20 protein-coding genes are annotated in these 25403 nt (G+C 58.6%); 14 read left to right on the forward strand and 6 right to left on the reverse strand.

The features are described 5' to 3' along the window. Positions 1-98 precede the first annotated feature (98 nt). The 3 genes from pap (at position 99) to KGB06_RS20695 (ending at position 4159) form a co-directional block, all read left to right on the forward strand. Positions 99-1613: a polyphosphate:AMP phosphotransferase gene (gene pap, locus KGB06_RS20685; RefSeq protein ID WP_223519060.1), complete on the forward strand. Its 1515-nt coding sequence runs from the start codon at positions 99-101 to the stop codon at positions 1611-1613. 102 nt (positions 1614-1715) lie between these two features. After that, positions 1716-2900 carry a thiolase family protein gene (locus tag KGB06_RS20690; protein ID WP_223519062.1) on the forward strand — a complete coding sequence of 395 codons (1185 nt, stop codon included), beginning with the start codon at positions 1716-1718 and terminating at the stop codon, positions 2898-2900. Positions 2901-3199: 299 nt separating this feature from the next. After that, positions 3200-4159, forward strand: a complete 960-nt coding sequence (locus tag KGB06_RS20695) for a DMT family transporter (RefSeq protein ID WP_223519064.1) — start codon at positions 3200-3202, stop codon at positions 4157-4159. 112 nt (positions 4160-4271) lie between these two features. Here the strand turns inward: KGB06_RS20695 and KGB06_RS20700 are convergent, their stop codons facing one another. Further along, positions 4272-5666 carry a class II fumarate hydratase gene (locus KGB06_RS20700; protein WP_223519353.1) on the reverse strand — a complete coding sequence of 465 codons (1395 nt, stop codon included), beginning with the start codon at positions 5664-5666 and terminating at the stop codon, positions 4272-4274. Positions 5667-5858: 192 nt separating this feature from the next. Between KGB06_RS20700 and KGB06_RS20705 the strand changes: the two genes are divergently transcribed. The 7 genes from KGB06_RS20705 to KGB06_RS20735 all read left to right on the forward strand — a co-directional run bounded on the left by KGB06_RS20705 (position 5859) and on the right by KGB06_RS20735 (position 13710). Continuing rightward, complete coding sequence (locus KGB06_RS20705) at positions 5859-6383, forward strand: DUF2059 domain-containing protein (RefSeq protein ID WP_223519066.1); 525 nt, start codon at positions 5859-5861, stop codon at positions 6381-6383. Between the two features lie 12 nt (positions 6384-6395). Continuing rightward, positions 6396-6695, forward strand: a complete 300-nt coding sequence (locus KGB06_RS20710; protein ID WP_008151216.1) for a BolA family protein — start codon at positions 6396-6398, stop codon at positions 6693-6695. 181 nt (positions 6696-6876) lie between these two features. Next, the gene (locus KGB06_RS20715) at positions 6877-7818 is read left to right on the forward strand and encodes a rhodanese-related sulfurtransferase (RefSeq protein WP_223519068.1); all 942 of its coding nucleotides are present in this window, start codon (positions 6877-6879) and stop codon (positions 7816-7818) included. A 39-nt stretch (positions 7819-7857) separates the two neighbouring features. After that, positions 7858-8460 carry a DsbA family protein gene (locus KGB06_RS20720; protein WP_223519355.1) on the forward strand — a complete coding sequence of 201 codons (603 nt, stop codon included), beginning with the start codon at positions 7858-7860 and terminating at the stop codon, positions 8458-8460. Continuing rightward, positions 8453-10270, forward strand: coding sequence for an ABC transporter ATP-binding protein (locus KGB06_RS20725; RefSeq protein WP_223519070.1), 1818 nt, complete (start codon positions 8453-8455; stop codon positions 10268-10270). The genes KGB06_RS20720 and KGB06_RS20725 overlap by 8 nt, the downstream gene beginning before the upstream one ends. A gap of 140 nt (positions 10271-10410) precedes the next feature. After that, entirely contained in the window at positions 10411-12870 is a 2460-nt protein-coding gene (locus KGB06_RS20730; RefSeq protein ID WP_223519072.1) for an EAL domain-containing protein, read from the forward strand. A 78-nt stretch (positions 12871-12948) separates the two neighbouring features. After that, positions 12949-13710 carry an iron-containing redox enzyme family protein gene (locus KGB06_RS20735; RefSeq protein ID WP_263288352.1) on the forward strand — a complete coding sequence of 254 codons (762 nt, stop codon included), beginning with the start codon at positions 12949-12951 and terminating at the stop codon, positions 13708-13710. Positions 13711-13783: 73 nt separating this feature from the next. On the opposite strand, the gene KGB06_RS20740 is transcribed toward KGB06_RS20735, so the two are convergent. From KGB06_RS20740 to KGB06_RS20760, 5 genes are all read right to left on the reverse strand, one after another. After that, positions 13784-14710, reverse strand: a complete 927-nt coding sequence (locus KGB06_RS20740) for a GGDEF domain-containing protein (protein ID WP_223519076.1) — start codon at positions 14708-14710, stop codon at positions 13784-13786. A gap of 373 nt (positions 14711-15083) precedes the next feature. Beyond that, positions 15084-15824: a YciK family oxidoreductase gene (locus KGB06_RS20745; RefSeq protein WP_223519078.1), complete on the reverse strand. Its 741-nt coding sequence runs from the start codon at positions 15822-15824 to the stop codon at positions 15084-15086. A 100-nt stretch (positions 15825-15924) separates the two neighbouring features. Then, on the reverse strand, positions 15925-16596 hold the full coding sequence (gene mupP, locus KGB06_RS20750; protein WP_223519080.1) for an N-acetylmuramic acid 6-phosphate phosphatase MupP: 672 nt from the start codon (positions 16594-16596) through the stop codon (positions 15925-15927). A 4-nt stretch (positions 16597-16600) separates the two neighbouring features. Then, positions 16601-17299, reverse strand: coding sequence for a bifunctional 2-polyprenyl-6-hydroxyphenol methylase/3-demethylubiquinol 3-O-methyltransferase UbiG (gene ubiG / locus KGB06_RS20755; protein ID WP_007945809.1), 699 nt, complete (start codon positions 17297-17299; stop codon positions 16601-16603). Between the two features lie 57 nt (positions 17300-17356). After that, complete coding sequence (locus KGB06_RS20760) at positions 17357-18691, reverse strand: TRZ/ATZ family hydrolase (RefSeq protein ID WP_223519082.1); 1335 nt, start codon at positions 18689-18691, stop codon at positions 17357-17359. Between the two features lie 109 nt (positions 18692-18800). On the opposite strand from KGB06_RS20760, the gene mtnA reads away from it, so the two are divergent. From mtnA to pheA, 4 genes are all read left to right on the forward strand, one after another. Then, on the forward strand, positions 18801-19877 hold the full coding sequence (mtnA, locus tag KGB06_RS20765) for an S-methyl-5-thioribose-1-phosphate isomerase (protein ID WP_223519084.1): 1077 nt from the start codon (positions 18801-18803) through the stop codon (positions 19875-19877). A 417-nt stretch (positions 19878-20294) separates the two neighbouring features. Continuing rightward, positions 20295-22949: a DNA gyrase subunit A gene (gyrA, locus tag KGB06_RS20770; RefSeq protein WP_007945812.1), complete on the forward strand. Its 2655-nt coding sequence runs from the start codon at positions 20295-20297 to the stop codon at positions 22947-22949. A gap of 269 nt (positions 22950-23218) precedes the next feature. Next, the gene (gene serC / locus KGB06_RS20775; protein ID WP_223519086.1) at positions 23219-24304 is read left to right on the forward strand and encodes a 3-phosphoserine/phosphohydroxythreonine transaminase; all 1086 of its coding nucleotides are present in this window, start codon (positions 23219-23221) and stop codon (positions 24302-24304) included. After that, positions 24304-25398, forward strand: a complete 1095-nt coding sequence (pheA, locus tag KGB06_RS20780) for a prephenate dehydratase (RefSeq protein WP_033055815.1) — start codon at positions 24304-24306, stop codon at positions 25396-25398. Before serC ends, pheA begins: the two co-directional genes overlap by 1 nt. Positions 25399-25403 lie beyond the last annotated feature (5 nt).

The following is a 25403-nucleotide window of genomic DNA, read 5'->3' on the forward strand; positions in this document are numbered from 1 at the left end:
TAGCCCCCTCGCCACAAAAGCCCACATCGCAGGGGATTTCTCTGCTTGCTATCGGCCCAATCCGCTAGTCTTGTTCAATCTGGAAAGGGAGCCGTCCAATGTTCGAATCCGCTGAAATCGGTCACGCCATCGACAAAGAAACCTATGACGCCGAGGTGCCGGCGTTGCGCGAAGCCTTGCTTGAAGCGCAGTTCGAACTTCAGCAGCAAAAACGTTTCCCGGTGATCATCCTGATCAATGGCATCGAAGGCGCCGGCAAGGGCGAGACGGTCAAGTTGCTCAACGAATGGATGGACCCGCGTCTGATAGAGGTCCGCACCTTCGACCAGCAAACTGATGAGGAACTGGCGCGACCACCGGCCTGGCGTTATTGGCGGATGCTGCCGGCCGCGGGGCGCATGGGGATTTTCTTCGGCAATTGGTACAGTCAGATGCTGCAAGGCCGGGTTCATGGCCTGTTCAAAGACGCCGTGCTGGATCAGTCGATCAACCAATCCGAGCGTTTTGAAAAGATGCTGTGCGACGAAGGCGCGCTGATCTTCAAGTTCTGGTTCCACCTCTCCAAAAAGCAAATGAAAGCGCGCCTCAAGGCCCTTGCCGACGATCCGCTGCACAGCTGGCGCATCAGTCCGCTGGACTGGCAACAATCCAAGACATACGACAAATTCGTGAAATACGGCGAGCGTGTGTTGCGCCGCACCAGTCGCGACTACGCGCCGTGGCATGTGATTGAAGGGTTGGACGCCCATTACCGTAGCCTGGCGGTAGGCAAGATCCTGCTTGAAGGTCTGCAAACTGCGCTGAAACGCCCCGATGTCCATCCCGACAAGGTCAATGCCGCACCGCTGCCGATCCATATCGATCAGATCAACCTGCTCGACAGTCTCGACTTGACCCTGCAGCTGGACAAGGACGATTACGAAGAACAACTGATCACCGAGCAGGCGCGGTTCTCCGGCCTGATGCGCGATAAACGCATGCGTCGGCACGCGTTGGTGGCGGTGTTCGAAGGCAACGATGCGGCGGGCAAGGGCGGGGCGATTCGGCGAGTCGCGGCGGCGCTCGATCCGCGTCAGTACAGCATCGTGCCGATCGCCGCGCCGACCGAAGAGGAGCGGGCACAGCCGTATCTGTGGCGGTTCTGGCGCCACCTCCCGGCCAAGGGCAAGTTCACGGTTTTTGATCGCTCCTGGTACGGGCGGGTGCTGGTGGAGCGCATCGAAGGCTTTTGCCCGCCGACGGACTGGCTGCGGGCTTACAGCGAGATCAACGACTTCGAAGAACAGATTTCCGACTCGGGCGTCATCGTGGTCAAGTTCTGGCTGGCCATCGACAAGCAGACACAACTGGAGCGTTTCCAGGCCCGGGAAGAAATTCCCTTCAAGCGTTTCAAGATCACCGAAGACGACTGGCGCAATCGAGATAAGTGGGACGCTTACCGCGCTGCGGTGGGTGACATGGTCGATCGCACCAGTACCGAAATCTCGCCCTGGACGCTGGTGGAGGCCAATGACAAGCGCTGGGCGCGGGTCAAAGTCTTGCGCACGATTAATCGGGCGCTGGAAGCCGCGTTCGAAAAGTCCGACAAGAGGGCCAGGAAGCACAAGAGCTGAGTCGATGGTTACGCATACGCGGGATGAATGATTGTCGCGGTCAGTTATGAGGTGGACTTATGCTCGGTCCACTCTCAACCGATAACAACAATGAGGTATGCCATGCGTGAAGTGGTGATCGTCGACAGCGTGCGGACTGGCCTGGCCAAATCCTTTCGCGGCAAGTTCAACCAGACCCGGCCAGATGACATGGCGGCGCATTGTGTCGACTCGTTGTTGGCACGAAATGGCATCGACCCGGCCAGCGTCGAAGACTGCATCGTCGGTGCGGGCTCCAACGAAGGCGCGCAGGGCTACAACATCGGTCGCAACGTCGCCGTGTTGTCGCGTCTGGGCATCGGCACCGCCGGCATGACCCTTAACCGCTTTTGCTCCTCGGGCTTGCAGGCGATCGCCATCGCCGCCAACCAAATTGCTTCGGGTTGCAGCGACATCATCGTTGCCGGTGGCGTCGAATCCATCAGCCTGACCATGAAAAGCGTCAATACCGATAACCTGATCAACCCGTTGCTGAAGGAGCAGGTGCCGGGCATCTACTTCCCGATGGGCCAGACCGCCGAAATCGTCGCGCGTCGTTACAACGTCAGTCGCCAAGAGCAAGACCTGTATGCCCTGCAAAGTCAGCAGCGCACCGCTCAGGCTCAGGCCGCCGGTCTGTTCGATGATGAAATCGTGCCGATGGCGGTGAAGTACCGGGTTGAAGACAAAAACACCGGTGAAATTCAAATTCTCGATGGCGTCGTCGATCGCGACGACTGCAACCGCCCGGACACCACGCTGGAAAGCCTGGCGGGCTTGAAACCGGTGTTTGCCGAAGACGGTTCGGTCACGGCGGGCAACTCGTCGCAACTGTCCGACGGGGCGTCGATGACGCTGGTGATGAGCCTGGAAAAAGCGCTGGAACTGGGCTTGAAGCCCAAAGCGTTCTTCCGTGGTTTCACGGTCGCCGGGTGCGAGCCGGATGAGATGGGCATCGGTCCGGTGCTCTCGGTGCCCAAGTTGCTCAAGGCCAAGGGTTTGCAGATCGTCGACATTGATCTGTGGGAACTCAACGAAGCGTTTGCTTCGCAGTGCCTGTACAGCCGCAATCGGCTGGGGATCGATAACGAGAAGTACAACGTCAGTGGCGGGTCGATTTCCATTGGCCACCCGTTCGGCATGACCGGTTCGCGTCAGGTCGGGCATCTCGTGCGCGAATTGCAGCGGCGCAAACTGCGTTACGGCATCGTCACCATGTGCGTGGGTGGCGGGATGGGGGCGACGGGGTTGTTTGAAGCAGTACGTTAAATCCGGAAAACTGTGTCGCCTGATCAACCGCCATCGCGAGCAGGCTCACTCCTACAGTTGACCGAGTTCTTCCTGGAGAAATGCGATCAACTGTAGGAGTGAGCCTGCTCGCGATGGCTGCGCCTCGGTTTATCGGCGGGCACTTAAAATCCGCATCTGCTCGATATACACCCGAATCTCCAGCTCCGCCGCCTGCGACCTGCACAGTTTCATTCGCGCCTGCTCGCCAACTGTCCCTGTGTGCCAGACGCCTCTGCGCCTAGAATGACGATTCTCGCCTTCTGGCTGTTGGGGTTCGCATGCACATTTCATCCGGTCGCTGGGTCTACGGTCTGTTTCTGGCCTTGTTGACTGCGCTGTTGTGGGGAATCCTGCCGATCAAACTCAAGCAAGTGCTGCTGGTGATGGACCCGGTGACCGTCACCTGGTTTCGCCTGATCGTGTCCGGTGGGTGCCTGTTTGTGTATCTGGCGGCGACCAGGCGTTTGCCGACTCGTAAAGTCCTCGGCCCGCGAGGTGGCTGGCTGGTGTTGATGGCGGTGCTCGGTCTGGTCGGCAACTACGTGCTGTACTTGATGGGCCTGAACCTGCTCAGCGCCGGCACTGCGCAATTGGTGGTGCAGATGGGCCCGATCATGTTGCTGATCGCCAGTCTGTTTGTGTTCAAGGAACGTTTCAGCATGGGTCAGGGGATTGGCCTGTTGGTGCTGCTGATCGGTTTCGCCCTGTTTTTCAATCAGCGCCTGGCCGAGCTGCTCACTTCGTTGACCGAATACACCACCGGCGTGCTGTTGGTGTTGTTGGCGTCCACGGTCTGGACCTTCTACGCCTTGGGGCAGAAGCAATTGCTGACGGTGTGGAATTCGCTGCAGGTCATGATGGTGATCTACCTGTTCTGCGCGCTGTTGCTGACACCGTGGGTGCATCCACTTGAGGCGTTGCAATTAAGCCCGCTGCAAGGCTGGCTGCTGCTGGCGTGCTGCATGAATACGCTGATCGCCTATGGCGCGTTTGCCGAAGCGCTGGCCCATTGGGAAGCGTCGCGGGTGAGTGCGACGCTGGCGATCACGCCATTGGTGACGTTTGTCGCGGTGGCCGTGGCCGCGTGGTTGTGGCCTGACTTCGTACAGGCCGAAACGATCAATGGTTTGGGTTATGGCGGGGCGGTGCTGGTGGTGTTGGGGTCGGCGCTGGTGGCGTTGGGGCCTTCGCTCATTGCAGGGCTCAAGGCGCGAAAAGCCAAAATGGCGCTAGGCTGAACATCTTCATCGCTGCCAATCGCGAGCAGGCTCGCTCCCACAGGAAAATGCGATTCCCTGTGGGAGCGAGACCGGCTTGCCGGCGATGGCAATCTAACTGACACTACAAATCTCAGCCCTTGGCCCCTGCCTCCAGCATATTCTCCGGCCGCACCCAGGCATCAAACTCTTCATCCGTCAGATACCCCAGCTGCAACGCCGCCTCCCGCAACGTCAGCCCTTCGGCGTAAGCCTTCTTGGCAATCTCCGCCGATTTGTCGTAGCCAATATGCGGATTCAGCGCGGTCACCAGCATCAACCCCTGCTCCAGATGTTCAGCCATTTTCTCTGCGTCCGGCTCAAGTCCGGCAATGCAATGCTGTTGGAAGTTGCTGCAGCCATCCCCCAGCAGTCGGATCGATTGCAGCAGGTTGTGAATGATCACCGGTTTGAACACGTTCAATTGCAGATGACCCTGACTTGCCGCGAACCCGATCGCGACGTCATTCCCCATGACCTGACATGCCAGCATCGACAGCGCCTCGCACTGTGTCGGATTGACCTTGCCCGGCATGATCGAGCTGCCCGGCTCGTTGGCTGGTAATTTCACCTCGGCGAAACCGGCCCGGGGACCAGAGCCCAGCAGGCGCAGGTCGTTGGCGATTTTCATCAGCGTCACCGCCAGGGTCTTCAGCGCACCCGACAGGGTCGTCAACGGTTCATGACCGGCCAGCGCGGCGAATTTGTTCGGCGCGGTGATGAAGGGCAGACCGGAGAGGGCGGCCAGTTCGGCAGCAATCGCTTCGCCAAAACCGTGAGGTGAATTCAGGCCCGTGCCGACAGCAGTGCCGCCCTGGGCCAGTTCACACACGGAAGGCAGCGCGCTACGGATTGCCCGTTCGGCGTAATCCAGTTGCGCGATAAACGCCGAGATTTCCTGGCCGAAGGTAATCGGCGTGGCGTCCATCATGTGTGTTCGACCGGTCTTGACCAGTTTCATGTGTCGCACCGCCAGCTCGGACAACCCGCCCGACAATTCACTGATGGCCGGCAGCAAGTCTTGCTGCACCGCTTGGGCTGCCGCGATGTGCATGGCGGTGGGGAAGCAGTCGTTGGAGCTTTGTGAGCGATTGACGTGATCGTTGGGGTGCACCGGCGACTTGCCGCCGCGGGGGTTGCCTGCCAGCTCGTTGGCGCGACCGGCGATCACTTCGTTGACGTTCATGTTGCTTTGGGTGCCGCTGCCGGTCTGCCAGACCACCAGAGGGAACTGGTCGTCGTGGTCGCCATCGAGCACTTCGTCGGCAGCCTGTTCGATCAGCCGGGCGACATCGGCGGGCACGTCGCCGTTACGGTCATTGACCCGCGCTGCGGCTTTCTTGATGAGCGCCAGGGCATGCAGCACCGCAAGCGGCATTTTCTCGCTGCCGATGGCGAAGTTAATCAGCGAGCGTTGCGTCTGAGCGCCCCAGTAAGCTTCATTCGGGACTTCCACCTGGCCAAGGCTGTCGGTTTCGATACGGCTCATCATGCACACTCCTGTAGGTCTGATAGCGCAGTTTAGGCTGTGATCGGCGGCTGTGGTTCCATCTGATCGGTTTTTGCCCCTTCAACCCCTCTAATTCAGTCCCGACAAGGCTTGGGGTTGAGCGACACACTTTTTTAGGCGCAGAATGGACGCCCTTGGGGTTTTACCTCGCCTGCTAGAAAAGGAAACTCGATGACTCGTCTTCGTGCCATCTGTACCGCGGTTGCACTGGTCTGCGCCAGCGGCCCAGTTTTTGCCGATACCGCCAGCCACAACGCCAGTGCCGAAGCTTTCCTGACCCTGGCGCACGCTGACAAATTGGGCACTCCGGTGTACATGCAAGTGCAGCAAATGTTCGCTCAGCGCTTTGAACAGACCAAAGCTCCTGAATCGAAAAAAGCCGTGCTGGAAACGTATCAGGCCAAAGCCAACGCCGCGCTGGACCAAGCCATTGGCTGGAATAAGCTGAAGCCGGACATGGTCAAGCTCTACACCACCAACTTCAGCGAATCGGAGCTTAAAGACCTGGTTGCGTTCTACCAGTCGCCACTGGGCAAGAAAGTCCTGGAAAAAATGCCACAGCTGACTCAGCAATCGGCCCAGATGACTCAAGCCAAGCTGGAAAGCGCGGTGCCTGTGGTCAACAAGCTGCTGGCTGACATGACCGCCGAGCTGGAGCCTAAAGGCGCCGCCGCTCCAGCCAAGAAAAAGCCTTAAGCGGAGTTCGGTATGACCATGCAACAACGCATTGAATCGACGCTGGGCCTGTTACAGCCACAGCATCTGCAAGTGCTGGATGAGAGCCACATGCACAGCCGTGGGTTGCAGACCCACTTCAAGGCCGTGGTGGTCAGCCAGCAGTTCGAAGGGCTGAATCGGGTCAAGCGTCATCAAAAAGTCTACGGCACGCTCGGCGAGCTGATGGGCGAGTTTCATGCGTTGGCGCTGCATACCTACACGCCTGAGGAATGGGCACAGATCGACGCGGCCCCGGCCTCACCGACCTGTGCTGGCGGCAGCAAACACTGAATTCACCACCTGTAGGAGTACGGCTTGCCGGCGATGGCGATCTTGAATACGCCATCGCCGGCAAGTCGTGCTCCTACAGGGGGGGGTATTTTTGTTAGACTGCACAACGCGCCGCTCACCCGGCGCGTTTTTTTTGAATCCGGTTCACCCTTTGCGAGGGTAGCCACCTGGAGAAACACCCATGACACAACAGATTGTCGTGGCGGCACTGTATAAGTTCGTCACCCTGGAAGATTACGTCGCTCTGCGCGAGCCACTGCTGCAAGCAATGGTCGACAACGGCATCAAAGGCACGCTGCTGATCGCCGAAGAAGGCATCAACGGCACCGTGTCCGGCAGTCGCGAAGGCATTGACGGGCTGATGGCCTGGCTCAAGAACGACCCACGCATGGACGACATCGATCACAAAGAGTCGTACTGCGACGATCAGCCGTTCTATCGCACCAAGGTCAAACTCAAGAAAGAAATCGTCACCCTCGGCGTTGAAGGCGTGGACCCGAACAAAAAGGTCGGCACCTACGTTGATCCACAGGACTGGAATGCGCTGATCAGCGATCCGCAAGTGTTGCTGATCGACACCCGTAACGATTACGAAGTCTCGATCGGCACCTTCGAAGGCGCCATCGACCCGAAAACCACCAGTTTTCGCGAATTTCCCGACTACATCAAAGCCAACTTCGACCCAGCCGTGCACAAGAAAGTCGCGATGTTCTGCACCGGCGGCATCCGCTGCGAGAAGGCGTCGAGCTTCATGCTCAGCGAAGGCTTCGATGAGGTCTATCACCTCAAAGGTGGCATTCTGAAGTACCTCGAAGAGGTGCCGCAGGAAGAAACCAAATGGCAGGGCGACTGCTTTGTGTTCGACAACCGAGTGACCGTGCGTCATGACCTCAGTGAAGGCGACTACGATCAATGTCATGCCTGCCGTACGCCGATCAGCGTCGAAGACCGCGCCTGCGAGCATTACGTGGCCGGTATCAGCTGCCCGCATTGCTGGAACACGCTGAGCGAGAAAACCCGCCGCAGTGCCATTGATCGGCAGAAGCAGATCGAACTGGCCAAGGCTCGCAACTTGCCGCACCCGATCGGTTACAACTATAAGCAAACCCCTTCCGAGGCTTGAATCATGTCTGCGCGCCGCCTGCTCTATGTGATGGATCCGATGTGTTCCTGGTGCTGGGGCTTTGCGCCAGTGGCTAACGCCTTGGTCGAACAGGCGCACGCAGCGGGCGTAGAGGTGCATCTGATCGTCGGTGGTTTGCGCACCGGCAGTGGTGCGGCGCTGGAGCCGACCACCCGACGCTACATTCTTGAGCATTGGCAAGCGGTTACCGAGGCCACCGGCCAACCGTTCAAAACCGAAGGCGCTCTGCCCGACGGCTTTGTCTACGACACGGAGCCTGCGTGTCGGGCGTTGGTGACCGCGCGCAGCCTGGCGCCGGATTGCGCGTGGAAGCTGCTGGGCCTGATTCAGCACGCGTTCTACGTCGAAGGTCGCGACGTCACCCACGCCAGCGTGCTGGTGGAGCTGGCCGAGCAGGCTGGTCTGCCGCGCATTGAATTCGCTGCTGCGTTCGACCGTGCGGATATGCACACCGCCACGGCGGCCGATTTCACTTGGGTCCAGGACCTGGGCATCGCCGGGTTCCCTACGTTGCTGGCTGAGCGTAATGGTCAATTGGCGTTGCTGACCAATGGCTATCAACCCCTGAGTGAATTGTCCCCGTTGCTCGGCCGCTGGCTGGAGCGCGCTGCCTGTGCATGATGTGCCCGATGACGCCCCGGTTCCCAAGCGTGTCGATCGACTGAGCTGGGCCGAAATCCGCCGATTGGCCCTGCACCATAAAAAATCCCTGTGGATTGCCAATGGCGTCGCGGTGCTGGCTACCTTGTGCAGCGTACCGATACCGTTGCTGCTGCCGTTGCTGGTGGACGAAGTGTTGTTGGGGCACGGCGACACTGCGCTGAAGGTCATGAACCACTTCCTACCCGATGGCTGGCAGAAAGCGGCGGGCTACATTGGCCTGATGTTGCTCGTGACCTTGTTGCTGCGCTGCGGCGCCTTGTTGTTCAACGTGGTGCAGGCCAAATTGTTCGCGGCGCTGGCCAAGGACATCGTGTATCGCATTCGCACCCGGCTGATCGAGCGGCTCAAGCGCATTTCCCTGGGCGAATACGAAAGCCTGGGCAGCGGCACGGTGACCACGCACATGGTCACCGACCTGGACACGCTGGACAAATTTGTCGGTGAAACCCTCAGTCGTTTCCTTGTGGCGATGCTGACCCTGGTCGGCACCGCGAGCATTCTGATCTGGATGCACTGGAAGCTGGCGCTGCTGATCATGTTGTTCAATCCGTTGGTGATTTACGCCACGGTGCTGTTGGGCAAACGGGTCAAACACCTGAAGAAACTCGAGAATGACAGCACCTCGCGCTTCACCCAGGCACTGACCGAAACCCTCGACTCGATCCAGGAGGTGCGCGCCGGCAACCGCCAGGGATTCTTTCTCGGTCGCCTTGGCCTGCGGGCCCGGGAAGTGCGCGACTACGCGGTCAACTCGCAATGGAAAACCGATGCCTCGAACCGGGCCAGCGGCTTGCTGTTCCAGTTCGGCATCGATATTTTTCGCGCGGCAGCCATGCTCACCGTGCTGTTCTCCGACCTGTCCATCGGCCAGATGCTGGCGGTGTTCAGCTACCTGTGGTTCATGATCGGTCCGGTGGAACAGCTGCTCAATCTGCAGTACGCCTATTACGCCGCCAGTGGTGCGCTGTCGCGGATCAACGAGCTACTGGCCCGGGCCGATGAGCCGCAATACCCCGGCGGCGTCGATCCGTTCCAGGGCCGTGACACCGTGGGCATTGAAGTCCAGGGCCTGAGTTTCGGTTACGGCGATGAGTGGGTTCTGAACAAAATGGACCTGTCCATCGCCCCCGGTGAAAAAGTCGCGATTGTCGGCGCCAGTGGTGGCGGCAAAAGCACGTTGGTGCAACTGTTGTTGGGCTTGTACACGCCACAGGCCGGGACCATCCGCTTCGGTGGCTCGACCCAACAGGAGATCGGCCTGGAAACCGTGCGCGAAAATGTCGCGGTGGTTCTGCAACATCCTGCGCTGTTCAACGACACCATCCGCGCCAACCTGACGATGGGCCGAGTGCGCAGCGACGAAGCCTGCTGGCAAGCGCTGGAAATTGCGCAGCTGCACCAGACGGTTCAAGCGCTGCCAAACGGTCTGGACAGCATCGTCGGACGCTCCGGTGTGCGTTTGTCCGGAGGCCAGCGCCAACGCCTGGCGATTGCGCGGATGGTCCTGGCCGAACCCAAAGTGGTGATTCTCGACGAGGCCACTTCAGCGCTGGACGCCGCCACGGAATACAACCTGCATCAGGCGCTGGCGCGGTTCCTCAGCCACCGCACCACGCTGATCATTGCCCACCGATTGTCGGCGGTGAAGCAGGCCGACCGGGTGCTGGTGTTCGATGGCGGACAGATTGCCGAGGATGGCGACCACCAGCAATTGATAGCTGATGGTGGTTTGTACGCCAAGCTTTACGGGCATTTACAACAGCTATAACGCCGGTAGTAATTCAGTGCGTCTTTGTCAGTGCAAGTCTTGAAGTTGGACGGTTTGCTTGCCGGGATCGAGATCGCACCCTAGTCTAGCGGTAGCGATCACGTTGGGATGATGATCTGGCAGTGCTAAAAAGGGACCTCATGAATCAAACCCGGACTCTCGGAACGCCACGGTTGTTGGGCATTGTCTGGCCATTTATTGCCGTCGTGCTGTTTCAGGCCCTGTTGGGGGGCGTCAGCCTGTACGTTCTGTCGGCAGTGCGCGGCTATGTTGCCGGTGAGAGTCTATGGTCGAAGGGGCAAAAAGACGCCATCTATTACCTAAACCTCTACGCGGACAGTCGCGACGAGGCGATTTTCCTCAAATACCAGAACGCCATTGCCATACCTCAGGGGGGGCACGAGTTACGCCTGGCGCTGGATCACCAGCCACCTGAAATCGAAACCGCGCGAGAGGCGATCCTCAAAGGGGGCAATCACCCTGACGACGTTTCCAGTCTGATCTGGCTCTACCTCAACTTCCGGCATTTCTCTTACCTTGAAAAAGCCATCGACCGCTGGACGGTGGGTGACGCGTACTTGCTGCAACTCGATGATGTTGCGCAAGAGATGCACCAGCGCGTTGCCGACAAACAGGTCTCACCCGCTGATATCTTGCGCTGGAAAGACCAGATACTCGTCATCAACGATGCAGTGACACCCGCCGCCAAAGCGTTCAGTGATGCATTGGGCGAGGGCTCGCGCTTGATCCTCCAGTTGCTGCTGGTGACCAACCTCGCCACGGCGCTGGGCTTGATCGCGCTTGCGTTGCTGCGTACCCACAAGTTGCTCAAGCAGCGGCATGAATTCGCCGAAGCGCTGCAACTGGAGAAAGACCGGGCGCAGATCACTTTGCAATCCATTGGCGACGGCGTGATCACCACGGATGTCGAAGGCGCTATCACCTACATGAATCCCGCCGCCGAGGCGCTGACCCACTGGAAAGCCGAACGGGCGACGGGTTTGCCGCTGGCGGCGCTGTTCAATTTGCTGGATGAAAACGCTCAGGCTGACGGGTTCACATTGATCGAACATATTTTGAGCGGTCAACTCAGTGGTGGCAGCGAACATTCCAAACTGATTCAGCGTCTGGATGGCAGTACGGTTTCGGTAACGTTGGTGGGTTCGCCGATTCGCAATGTGGGCAAGGTCAGTGGCACCGTGCTGGTGTTGCATGACATGACGCAGGAGCGCCAGTACATTGCCAATCTGTCCTGGCAGGCGACTCATGACGCCTTGACCGGGCTCGCCAACCGACGCGAGTTCGAGTTTCGACTGGAGCAGGCACTGCAAAATCTGGCGCGGCATACCGGGCGCCATGCCCTGATGTTTCTCGATCTGGATCAATTCAAACTGGTCAATGACACGTGCGGTCATGCGGCGGGAGATGAGCTGCTGCGGCATATCTGTGCGTTGTTGCAATCCGGGTTGCGCGAAGGTGACACCTTGGCTCGGCTGGGTGGCGATGAGTTCGGCATCTTGCTGGAAAACTGTGCATCGGACGCTGCCGAGAAGATTGCCGAAAGTTTGCGCCTGACCGTACAAAACCTGCACTTTGTCTGGAAAGGCCGACCCTTTGTCACCACGGTAAGCATAGGGCTGGTGCATGTCGCGCAACCTCCTACGACGCTGGAAGCATCACTGCGCGCCGCTGATATGGCGTGTTACATGGCCAAGGAAAAAGGACGAAATCGGGTTCAGGTCTATCACGCCGATGACTCGGAACTGACATTGCGTTTTGGCGAAATGGCCTGGGTGCAGCGCCTGCACATAGCGCTGGAAGAGAATCGCTTTTGCCTGTATTCCCAGGAAATCGCGCCGTTGGGGCATACCGAGCGCGGCGGCGGTCATATCGAAATCCTGTTGCGTCTGCATGACGAAGCCGGCCGCATGATCTTGCCGAACAGTTTTATTCCGGCCGCCGAGCGTTATGGGTTGATGACTGCACTGGATCGCTGGGTGGTGGAGAACGTCTTCAAGATCATTGCCCAATGCAGGGCTGAAGAGCGCCAAGGTCCATTAGCCATGTGTGCGATTAATCTGTCAGGCACAACTATCGGAGATGAGGCGTTTCTGGACTTCCTGCGTGAACAATTCGTTAACTATTCAATTCCACCTGAAATGATTTGTTTTGAAATCACAGAAACCAGTGCAATTTCCAATTTGGGCAGTGCAACTAGATTTATCAATGAACTCAAAGGTTTAGGTTGTCACTTTTCATTAGATGATTTCTGTGCCGGAATGTCCTCGTTCGCTTACTTGAAACATTTACCTGTAGACTTCCTGAAGATCGACGGGAGTTTCGTAAAGGATATGTTGGACGACCCGATTAACCGCGCCATGGTCGAAGTGATTAACCACATCGGGCATGTCATGGGTAAGCGCACTATTGCCGAGTTTGTAGAATCACCCCAGATTGAGCAGGCATTGCTGGAAATCGGGGTCGATTTCGCTCAAGGGTATGTGATTGAACGCCCGAATCCGTTTACCTGCGATAGTTTGCAAAGTCGTCCTGCCAGGCCTCAGCCTTTGTTATTCAAGGCCCCTGGCACGTTCCGTTGAAATCTCTTGCTGATCCGAACAATCACAATCAAAAGGAGCTCGACAGTGATCGACACATTCAACCGAACCGGACCACTCATGGAAGCGGCAAGTTATCCCGCCTGGGCTCAGCAGCTCATCAAGGATTGCAGCGAGAGTAAGCGCCGGGTTGTTGAACACGAACTGTATCAGCGCATGCGAGACAACAAACTCAGCGCAAAAACCATGCGCCAGTACCTTATTGGTGGCTGGCCGGTTGTTGAGCAGTTCGCGTTATACATGGCACAGAACCTGACCAAGACTCGCTTTGCCCGTCATCCCGGCGAAGACATGGCACGTCGTTGGCTGATGCGCAATATTCGCGTGGAGTTGAACCATGCCGATTATTGGGTGCACTGGAGTCGGGCTCATGGGGTCAGCCTGGAAGACCTGCAAGCGCAACAGGTTGCCCCCGAACTTCACGCCTTGAGCCATTGGTGCTGGCACACCAGTTCGGCCGATTCGTTGATCGTGGCCATCGCTGCGACCAACTACGCCATTGAAGGCGCGACTGGAGAGTGGTCGGCCCTGGTCTGCTCCAGTGGCGTCTACGCCGCGGCATTCCCGGAAGAAGATCGCAAGCGAGCCATGAAGTGGTTAAAGATGCATGCCCAATATGACGATGCCCATCCATGGGAAGCACTGGAGATCATCTGTACCCTGGCGGGCATGAACCCGAGCAAATCCCTGCAAGTGGAATTGCGACAGGCAGTGTGCAAGAGCTACGACTACATGCACCTGTTTCTGGAGCGCTGCATGCAGCTGGAGCATTCGGAAAAAGCACCGGTGGTGCGTGAGCGCCTGGCGCTGGCTGAAAGCTGATCCATAGGCAACACAAACCAATGTGGGAGCGGGCTTGCTCGCTCCCACATTGGTTATGCGGTGTTGCGAAAACTCAACCGGCCATCGTCAGCCGGTTACGTCCTTCGCGCTTGGCGACATACAGCGCACTGTCGGCCCGCCGCAACAAGCTTTCGGCAGATTCGCCAGGCAGCAGGGTCGAGCATCCGAGGCTGACGGTCAGCTCTATGGCATTGCCATCGGCCTGATAATCCTGGGCCTGAGCTGCCACCCGTAGTCGCTCACCGACCATGGCTGCTGCTTCCCGCGTGGTGTTGGACAGCAGGATCAGGAACTCTTCGCCACCAAACCGGAACACCATGTCGACATTGCGCAACTGGTTTTTGATCGCGGTGGCGACAGCCTTGAGCACATCGTCGCCCGCATTGTGGCCATAACTGTCGTTGACGTTTTTGAAGTGATCGATGTCCAGCATCAGCAATGACAAAGGCATCAAGTGGCGTCGCGACATCTCGATTTCGCGTTCCAGGGTCTGATCCATGGCAATGCGGTTACCGGTATCGGTCAGCGGATCGCGCAATGCGATTTGGGTAGCGGCTCGGTAAAGAAGCGCATTGCGCATCGGGAAGAGCAGTGCGGACAGCAACGACTCCAGATTGCCTTGATCCAGCTCGCTGAATCGCTCATTGCGCCGGAACACCAGTTCACCGAGCTGTTCGCCTTCATGGCTGAGGCTGTAACTGACCGAGTGATGACCACGCTGACCAAACTCCAGGCGCAAGTCGCTGGCTTGATGCTGATAGGTCAAGGCATCCAGTGGCACCAGGCGCTGAATTTCGCGGAAGAAAAGTCCGAGAATGCGTTGTGGCTCAAGACTGGTTTGCAGCTGCTGACCCAGTTGCTGGCGCAATTGCGCAAGGCTGACGGGCCGCTCCAGAAGGGGAGGCTGCTGTCCAAATCCCAGGCGTTGCAATTTGGCACTGTCGAAGTCAATTGCGTTGGTCTGGGAAGGTGATTTCATATGGCGTGCGCCCCTAAGCAGTAAAGCTGTCTTACAGGCTGGGTGAGAGCGGCTTTGGGCTGCGCGACATACTGGTCCATCAGTCCCGTAGGACATATGCCGCAAGTTTAGTCCGCTTCGCCGATGATTAATGAACTATCGACCCAAGCGTCCGCCCGTCTGCTTTCACACTGCTGTCTGAGCAGCTTTAGAGCGAAAGTCGTGCCATTCGGTTCATTCAGATAAAAATCTATATAAATCATTAGGTTGAATTCGATGGTGAGGGCGGGTGATGAAATGTGTGACAGTTGTTTGACTGGCAAGGGGGTATGGTTGTGGCGCACTTTGTGTGCCGCGCCGGGAAATCGGCACGGCACAAAAGCGACGCACGGTGTTACTGGGCGTTGAACGCCTGGCCATTGATGCCGGTACTGTCCGGGCCCATCAGGTAGAGATAGACCGGCATGATCTCTTCCGGGGTCGGGTTGTTGAGCGGATTTTCCGCTGGGTAAGCCTGGGCCCGCATGCTGGTGCGCGTGGCGCCCGGGTTGATGCTGTTGGAGCGTACCGGAGCCACGGTGTCCACTTCGTCGGCCAGGGTTTGCATCAGGCCTTCAGTGGCAAATTTGGACACGCCATACGCGCCCCAATAGGCACGCCCCTTGCGGCCGACGCTGCTGGAGGTAAACACCACCGAGGCGTCCTGCGACAGCTTTAGCAGAGGCAGCAGGGTGCTGGTGAGCATGAACATGGCGTTGACGTTGACATGCATGACGCGCATGAAGTTTTCGCCGGACAGCTGTTCGATCGGCGTGCGCGGACCAATAATCGACGCGTTATGCAGCAAACCGTCGAGATGGCCGAATTCGGTTTCGATCATGGCGGCCAGTTCGTCGTACTGGTGGGGCAGGGCGGTTTCCAGGTTGAACGGAATCACCGCCGGCTGTGGATGCCCGGCCGCTTCGATTTCGTCATAAACCTGAGTCAGGTTGGCTTCGGTCTTGCCCAGCAGCAATACGGTGGCGCCATGGGCTGCGTAGGTTTTCGCAGCCGCCGCGCCGATGCCGCGACCAGCACCGGTGACCAGAATGACCCGGTCTTTGAGTAATTCAGGGCGGGCGGAGTAATCAAACATAAGAAACCTCAACAAAAAAGAAAGCAGACCCTGTAGGAGCATGGCTTGCCAGCGATGGCGTTTTCAGAATCGCAATCGCCGGCAAGCCGTGCTCCTACAATCAGCAACTGCACAAAGCGCTATCGAGCACCTTGCGCAATTCCAGCGGATGATCCACCACCACGTCCGCGCCCCAGTGTCGCGGGTTGTCGTCAGGGTGAATGTAGCCGTAGGTCACCGCAGCCGTCTTGGTGCCGGCATCGCGACCGGATTCGATATCTCGCAGATCATCGCCCACAAACAACACACTGGCCGGGTCCAGGTCGAGCATCTTGCACGCCAGAATCAGCGGCTCCGGGTCTGGCTTGCTGTTCTTCACGTGATCGGGGCAGATCAGCAGTGCGGAACGCTCGGCCAGCCCCAGTTGCTGCATGATCGGCTCGGCAAAACGCAGAGGCTTGTTGGTGACCACGCCCCAGATCAGGTTGGACTTCTCGATGTCGGCCAGGAGTTCGCCCATGCCATCGAAGAGCTTGCTGTGAACCGCGCAACCGGCGAGATAGCGTTCCAGGAACTCGAGTCGCAGCTCTTCAAAGCCCGGCGATTCGGGGTCCATCGAAAAGGTTACGGCGACCATTGCCTTGGCGCCGCCGGAGATCTCGTCACGAATGTGCTTGTCATTCATGGGTGGCAAGCCACGATCGGCGCGCATAGCCTGACAGATGGCGATAAAGTCCGGCGCGGTGTCGAGCAGCGTGCCGTCCATGTCAAAAAGGACTGCTCTGATACGCATCGGCTTACTCCTCGCGCAGGGTCTGGATCATGTAGTTGACGTCCACATCGGCCGCCAGTTTGTAGTGCTTGGTCAACGGGTTGTAGGTCAGGCCGATGATGTCTTTGACGGTCAGGCCAGCCATGCGACTCCAGGCGCCAAGCTCGGAAGGGCGGATGAATTTCTTGAAATCGTGCGTGCCGCGCGGCAGCAGCTTCATGATGTATTCGGCGCCGACGATAGCGAACAGGTACGCCTTCGGATTGCGGTTGATGGTGGAGAAGAACACTTGGCCGCCGGGCTTGACCATGCGAAAGCAGGCGCGGATGACCGAAGACGGATCCGGTACGTGCTCAAGCATTTCCAGGCACGTGACGACGTCGAATTGCTCGGGCATTTCCTCGGCGAGGCCTTCAGCGGTGATCTGGCGGTACTCGACGTTCACGCCCGATTCCAGCTGATGCAACTGCGCGACTGCGAGCGGCGCTTCACCCATGTCGATGCCCATGACGGTAGCGCCGCGCTGGGCCATGGCCTCGCTGAGAATCCCGCCGCCGCAACCGACGTCCAGCACCTTTTTGCCGGCCAGATTGACGCGTTCATCAATCCAGTTGACCCGCAGCGGGTTGATGTCGTGAAGCGGCTTGAACTCGCTTTCACGGTCCCACCAGCGATGGGCCAGGGCTTCGAATTTGGCGATCTCGGCGTAGTCGACGTTGCTCATGGTTCAGTCCTCTAAAACTTGAAAAATCCTGTTGCCCCGGTGTTTGGTCCGGGGATCTTACGATTCGGTGTGGCCACTGATGCGCTGGCCCCAGGCCTTGGCGGTGGCACATAACTGTTCTTCATCCAGGCGGGTCAGGCGCCGGTCGTCGAGCAGTTGCTTGCCGGCGACCCACAGGTGTTTCACGCAGTCCCGGCCGGTGGCGTAGATCAGTTGCGAAACCGGGTCATAGACCGGTTGCTGCGCCAGGCCGGACAGGTCAAACGCCACAATGTCGGCCGCCTTGCCGACTTCCAGCGAACCCGTTTCAGCCTCGATCCCCAAGGCGCGGGCGCCATTGAGCGTGGCCATGCGCAAGGCGCGATGAGCACCCAGCGCGGTGGCCGAGCCGGCGACGGTCTTGGCCAGCAACGCAGCGGTGCGGGTTTCGCCGAGCAGGTCGAGATCGTTGTTACTGGCGGCACCGTCGGTGCCGACGGCCACATTGACGCCTGCCTGCCACAAGCGCTCGACCGGGCAAAATCCGCTGGCCAGCTTGAGGTTGGATTCCGGGCAATGAATCACATTGGTGTTGCTTTCTACCAGCATCACCAGGTCTTCATCGCTGATCTGGGTCATGTGAACCGCCTGGAACCTCGGCCCGAGCAGGCCCAGGCGGCCGAGGCGAGCCAGTGGGCGTTCACCGCGCTGCTCGACCGATTGCTGCACTTCGAAGGCCGTTTCATGGACGTGCATGTGGATCGAAGCGTCCAGCTCTTCGGCGATCATGCGGATTTTTTCCAGGTTTTCGTCGCCCACGGTATAGGGCGCATGGGGGCCGAAGGTGATTTTGATGCGCTCGTGGTGTTTGAGATCGCCAAACAATTCCACGCCCTGACGAATGGCTTCGTCCGCCGTACTGGCGCCCGGGATCGGGAAATCGAGGATCGGAATCGCGATTTGCGCGCGAATACCGCTGTTATGCACGCGCTCGCTGGCAACCTTTGGGAAGAAATACATGTCAGAGAAGCAGGTGATGCCACCTTTGATCTGTTCGGCGATGGCCAGGTCCGTACCATCTCGTACAAAGGCTTCATCGACCCACTTGGCTTCTGCCGGCCAGATATGGTTTTCCAGCCAGGTCATGAGTGGCAGATCATCGGCCAGGCCACGAAACAGCGTCATGGCGGCGTGCCCGTGAGCGTTGATCAGCCCGGGGCTGAGTAACATGTCCGGCAATTCACGGACTTCAGTTGCGTTAAGCTTCAACGCAGCCGAGCGTGGGCCGATAAACACGATGCGTCCGTCACGGATGCCCAAGCCATGCTCTTTGAGGACAACACCAGCGGGTTCGACGGGTACCAGCCAGGTCGGCAGCAACAACAGGTCGAGCGCAGCGGCAGTGTTCGGCATCGAGGGTGGGGTTCCAGTGCTTTTGTAAAGGATGGCGAAGTATACCCGAGCGTCTTCGCGGGGGGCTCGCTATAATCGGCGGCTTTTGTGCTTGAGTGCGGGGTGAGGGATGCGCGATCGACTGTTGGCTGCGGAGAAGGTGAAGGCCATCGATTGGCGTGATGGCGCCCTGTACCTGCTGGATCAGCGTATTTTGCCCTTCGAAGAAACCTGGATTGCCTACACAAGTGCAGCCGGTGTGGCCGAGGCTATTCGTTCGATGGTGGTGCGCGGTGCGCCAGCGATCGGCATCAGTGCGGCGTATGGAATGGTGCTGTCAGCCCGCGCCCGAATTGCCGAGGGCGGTGACTGGCAGGCAGCGTGGGAAGAGGATTACGCGTTACTGGCCGATTCCCGTCCGACAGCGGTGAATCTGTTCTGGGCCTTGAGTCGCATGCGTGACCGCCTGGATCGTCTCAAGGGAGACGCAGACCCTCTGGTGGCGCTGGAGGCAGAGGCCATCGCCATTCATGAAAGTGATCGCGAAGCCAACCTGACCATGGCCCAGCTGGGTGTGGACTTGATCCGCAAGCACCAGGGTAACGCCCAGGCGATCCTGACCCACTGCAACACCGGCGCGCTGGCTACGGGTGGCTTCGGCACGGCGCTGGGCGTGATTCGCGGGGCCTTTATCGAAGGCATGGTTGAGCGCGTTTACGCCAACGAAACCCGGCCGTGGCTGCAAGGTTCGCGATTGACTGCATGGGAACTGGCCAATGAAGGCATTCCCGTGACCCTGAATGCCGACTCCGCCGCCGCGCACATCATGAAAACCAAAGGCGTGACCTGGGTGATCGTCGGTGCGGACCGAATCACCGCCAATGGCGATGTGGCGAACAAGATTGGCACCTATCAACTGGCGGTCAACGCCATGCACCATGGCGTGCGCTTCATGGTGGTCGCACCAAGTTCGACCATCGATCTGAACATGGCCAGTGGCGACGAAATTCCTATCGAAGAGCGTGACGGCCGTGAGTTGCTAGAGATCGGCGGCAAGCGGGTCGGGGCGGATGTCGATGCGTTCAACCCGGTATTCGATGTGACGCCCGCGGACCTGATCGATGTGATCGTCACCGAAAAAGGCATCGTCGAGCGGCCGGATACCGCGAAAATGGCGCAGTTGATGTGCCGCAAGCGTCTGCATTAATAATTTCTGGCGCCTGAAAGATTGCCATCGCGAGCAGGCTCGCTCCCACAAGGGATTTGTGAACGATGCAGATCCTGTGTGGGAGTGAGCCTGCTCGCGATGAGGCCCTGACAGCCAACAAATACGCTTCATTCACCTCTGAAATTTTCCTCTAAGCCTCTCTCGTCTCCCTCAAGCCTGTCATCGGTCAACTAACTATGCTCCATGCGCGTCTGGGGGATAGGTGCGTGGCGGCTCTTGTGATAACATCCGGCGTTTTCCGAGGCAGCCCCACGGGGTTGTCTTTACTGCGCAAATCCATGGTTCATTTGTTGATTTGTCGTAAGTCGGTGTATGGCACTCAGCCTGCAGCGGCGAGCTTCGTTCGTCCCATATGGATGTGACGAAGTTTCACCAGAAAAAGGAATCGAGCTTCTCATGGGCGAACTGGCCAAAGAAATCCTCCCGGTCAATATCGAAGACGAGCTGAAGCAGTCCTACCTCGACTACGCAATGAGCGTAATTGTCGGGCGGGCCCTGCCGGATGCGCGCGATGGCTTGAAGCCCGTGCACCGGCGTGTGCTGTTCGCGATGAGCGAGCTGGGCAACGACTTCAACAAGCCGTACAAGAAATCTGCCCGTGTTGTCGGTGACGTAATCGGTAAGTATCACCCGCACGGTGATACGGCGGTGTACGACACCATCGTCCGCATGGCGCAGCCGTTTTCGCTGCGCTACCTGCTGGTAGACGGTCAAGGCAACTTCGGTTCGGTGGACGGCGACAACGCCGCGGCCATGCGATACACCGAAGTACGCATGACCAAGCTGGCGCACGAACTGCTGGCTGACCTGCACAAAGAAACCGTGGACTGGGTGCCGAACTACGACGGCACCGAAATGATCCCGGCGGTCATGCCGACCCGTATTCCCAACTTGCTCGTCAACGGCTCCAGCGGTATCGCCGTGGGCATGGCGACCAACATTCCGCCGCACAACCTCGGTGAAGTCATCGACGGTTGCCTGGCCCTCATCGACAACCCAGAGTTGACCATCGATGAGCTGATGCAATACATCCCCGGTCCGGACTTCCCGACCGCCGCGATCATCAACGGTCGTGCCGGCATCATCGAAGCCTACCGTACCGGTCGTGGCCGCATTTACATGCGCGCCCGCTCGACGATCGAAGACATCGACAAGGTCGGTGGCCGTCAGCAGATCGTCATTACCGAACTCCCTTACCAGCTCAACAAGGCCCGTCTGATCGAGAAGATCGCCGAGCTGGTTAAAGAGAAGAAGCTTGAAGGCATCACCGAGTTGCGCGACGAGTCCGACAAGGACGGTATGCGCGTCGTGATCGAACTGCGTCGCGGCGAAGTGCCTGAGGTGATCCTCAACAACCTCTACGCCCAGACCCAGCTGCAAGCGGTGTTCGGTATCAACATCGTTGCGCTGATCGACGGCCGTCCACGGATCCTGAACCTCAAAGACCTGCTGGAAGCCTTCGTTCGTCACCGTCGCGAAGTCGTTACGCGCCGTACCGTGTTCGAGCTGCGTAAAGCCCGCGAACGTGGCCACATTCTGGAAGGTCAAGCGGTTGCCCTGTCGAACATCGACCCGGTCATCGCCCTGATCAAGGCCTCGCCAACGCCGTCGGAAGCCAAGGAAGCGCTGATCAGCACCGCCTGGGAATCCTCTGCCGTGGTGGCCATGGTCGAGCGCGCCGGTGCCGATTCTTGCCGTCCAGAGACTCTGGACCCGCAATACGGCCTGCGCGACGGCAAGTACTTCCTGTCGCCAGAACAGGCTCAAGCCATTCTGGAACTGCGTTTGCACCGTTTGACCGGTCTGGAACACGAAAAACTGCTGGCCGAGTATCAAGAGATCCTCAACCAGATCGGCGAACTGATCCGCATCCTCAGCAGCGCCACGCGCCTGATGGAAGTGATCCGCGAAGAGCTGGAAGTGATCCGCGCCGAGTACGGCGATGTGCGTCGCACCGAGATCCTCGATGCCCGTCTCGACCTGACCCTGGGTGACATGATCCCGGAAGAAGAGCGCGTCGTGACCATTTCCCACGGTGGCTACGCCAAGACCCAGCCATTGGCTGCGTACCAGGCTCAACGTCGTGGCGGTAAAGGTAAATCGGCGACTGGCGTCAAGGATGAGGATTACATTGCTCACCTGCTGGTTGCCAACAGCCACACCACGCTGCTGCTGTTCTCCAGCAAAGGCAAAGTGTACTGGCTGAAAACCTACGAAATTCCGGAAGCGTCCCGCGCTGCCCGTGGTCGTCCGCTGGTCAACCTGCTGCCGCTGGACAGTGATGAATACATCACCACCATGCTGCCGGTCGAGGAATACACCGAAGGTCACTTCATCTTCATGGCGACTGCTAAAGGCACTGTGAAGAAGACCCCGCTGGAATCCTTCAGCCGTCAACGCAGCGTCGGTCTGATCGCGCTGGAGCTGGACGAAGGTGACGTACTGATCTCTGCCGCCATTACCGATGGCGAGCGCGAAGTCATGCTGTTCTCCGACGGCGGCAAGGTCACTCGCTTCAAGGAAACCGACGTTCGCGCCATGGGTCGTACCGCTCGCGGTGTTCGCGGCATGCGTCTGCCGGAAGGCCAGAAGCTGATTTCCATGCTGATCCCGGAAGAAGGCAGCCAGATCCTCACCGCTTCGGCGCGTGGTTTCGGCAAGCGCACGGCGATCACCGAGTTCCCTGAGTACAAGCGTGGCGGTCAAGGCGTTATCGCCATGGTCAGCAACGACCGTAACGGCCGTCTGGTCGGCGCGGTCCAGGTGCTCGATGGCGAGGAAATCATGCTGATTTCTGACCAGGGCACGTTGGTTCGTACCCGTGTCGACGAAGTTTCCAGCCTGGGTCGTAACACTCAGGGCGTGACCCTGATCAAGCTGGCCAGTGATGAAACACTGGTCGGTCTGGAGCGGGTTCAGGAACCGTCGGAAGTCGAAGGTGAAGAGCTGGAAGGTGAAGAGGGTGCAGAGTTCGTTGGCGAAGTCGTGATCGACGACGTTGTTGACGATCAGCAACTCGATGCCGCCGCCGACGAAGAGCCACAAGAGTAAGCGAACAAACAGGGGGCGGATGAGAATTCGCCCCCTTGTTGTTTGTCCTGTATGAAAATATCGACACCCACGAGGGTCCTGTGTGAAGGGGCTTTTTGTAGGAGCTGGGCTTGCCCGCGATTGCAGGCGCCGCAGTGCACCTCCAGTACCGCGGTGATGCATTCGCGAGCAGGCTCGCTCCCACAGGTTTTCTGCTTCGGCAGGGACTCTGTGTCGATTGATGTTGTGATGTATTGCGTGATTACCACCAAATCAGAGCGAGATTGGATGTGAGCAAGAGAGCCTATAACTTCTGTGCCGGTCCTGCGGCACTTCCCGAAGCTGTCCTGCAGCGCGCCCAGGGTGAACTCCTTGATTGGCACGGCAAGGGCCTGTCGGTCATGGAAATGAGCCATCGCAGTGATGAGTTCGTGTCCATCGCCACCAAGGCCGAGCAGGATCTGCGTGATCTGCTGAATATCCCCTCGAACTATAAAGTGCTGTTTCTGCAAGGCGGCGCCAGCCAGCAATTTGCTCAGATTCCTCTGAACCTGTTGCCGGAAAACGGCACTGCCGACTATATCGATACCGGTATCTGGTCGCAGAAAGCCATCGAAGAAGCTTCGCGCTACGGCAACGTAAATGTCGCCGCGACCGCCAAGCCTTACGACTATTTCGCTATTCCCGGTCAGAACGAATGGAACCTGTCGAAAGACGCGGCCTACGTTCACTACGCGCCGAACGAAACCATCGGTGGTCTGGAATTCCAGTGGATCCCCGAAACCGGTGATGTTCCGCTGGTGGCCGACATGTCTTCGGACATTCTGTCGCGCCCGATCGATGTTTCGCGCTTTGGCATGATCTACGCCGGCGCCCAGAAAAACATCGGCCCGAGCGGCGTCGTGGTCAACATCGTTCGCGAAGACCTGCTGGGTCACGCCCGTTCCATGTGCCCGACCATGCTCAATTACAAGGTCGCGGCCGATAATGGTTCGATGTACAACACCCCGCCGACCCTGGCCTGGTATTTGTCCGGACTGGTGTTCGAGTGGCTGAAAGAGCAGGGTGGTGTTGAAGCCATCGGCAAGCTCAATGAAGTGAAGCAGCGCACGCTGTATGACTTCATCGACGCCAGTGGCTTGTACAGCAACCCGATCAACAAATCGGATCGCTCGTGGATGAACGTGCCGTTCCGTCTGGCTGACGACCGTCTGGACAAGCCATTTTTGGTCGGTGCCGACGAGCGTGGCCTGTTGAACCTCAAAGGTCACCGTTCCGTGGGCGGCATGCGCGCCTCCATCTATAACGCCGTCGACATCGTTGCGGTCAACGCTTTGATTTCGTACATGGCAGAGTTCGAGAAGGAACACGGCTAATGTCTGAGCAAGAACTCAAGGCACTGCGCCTGCGCATTGATGCCCTGGACGAGAAAGTCCTGGAGCTGATCAGTGAGCGCGCACGCTGCGCCCAGGAAGTTGCGCGAGTAAAGATGGCCTCGCTGGCCGAAGGCGAAGTGCCGGTGTTCTATCGTCCTGAGCGCGAAGCTCAGGTGCTCAAGCGTGTGATGGAGCGTAATAAAGGGCCGCTGGGTAACGAAGAGATGGCGCGGTTGTTCCGCGAAATCATGTCCTCGTGCCTGGCGCTCGAGCAGCCGTTGAAAGTGGCTTACCTCGGTCCTGAAGGCACGTTCACGCAGGCGGCGGCCATGAAACACTTCGGCCACGCTGTTATCAGCAAGCCGATGGCGGCGATCGACGAAGTGTTCCGCGAAGTGGCGGCCGGTGCGGTGAACTTTGGCGTGGTTCCGGTGGAAAACTCCACCGAAGGCGCGGTCAACCACACCCTCGATAGCTTCCTCGAACACGACATGGTCATCTGTGGCGAAGTCGAGTTGCGGATTCACCACCACCTGTTGGTCGGTGAAAACACCAAGACTGACAGCATCAGCCGCATCTATTCCCATGCCCAGTCGCTGGCCCAGTGCCGCAAGTGGCTGGACGCCCATTACCCGAATGTCGAGCGCGTGGCGGTGTCCAGCAATGCCGAAGCGGCCAAGCGGGTTAAGGGTGAGTGGAACTCGGCGGCAATTGCCGGCGACATGGCCGCAGGTCTGTACGGGCTGACCCGACTGGCCGAGAAAATCGAGGATCGTCCGGATAACTCCACGCGATTCCTGATGATCGGTAGTCAGGAAGTTCCGCCAACGGGCGACGATAAAACCTCGATCATCGTCTCCATGAGCAACAAGCCCGGCGCGCTTCACGAATTGCTGGTGCCGTTCCACGACAATGGCATCGACTTGACGCGAATCGAGACGCGTCCATCGCGCAGCGGTAAATGGACCTACGTGTTCTTCATCGACTTCGTCGGTCACCATCGCGATCCATTGATCAAAGGTGTGCTGGAAAAGATCAGTCAGGAAGCAGTGGCACTCAAAGTGCTGGGTTCCTACCCGAAAGCAGTTCTCTAAGGGGT

The organism is Pseudomonas sp. GL-B-19, assembly GCF_019956415.1.
Lineage (GTDB): Bacteria > Pseudomonadota > Gammaproteobacteria > Pseudomonadales > Pseudomonadaceae > Aquipseudomonas.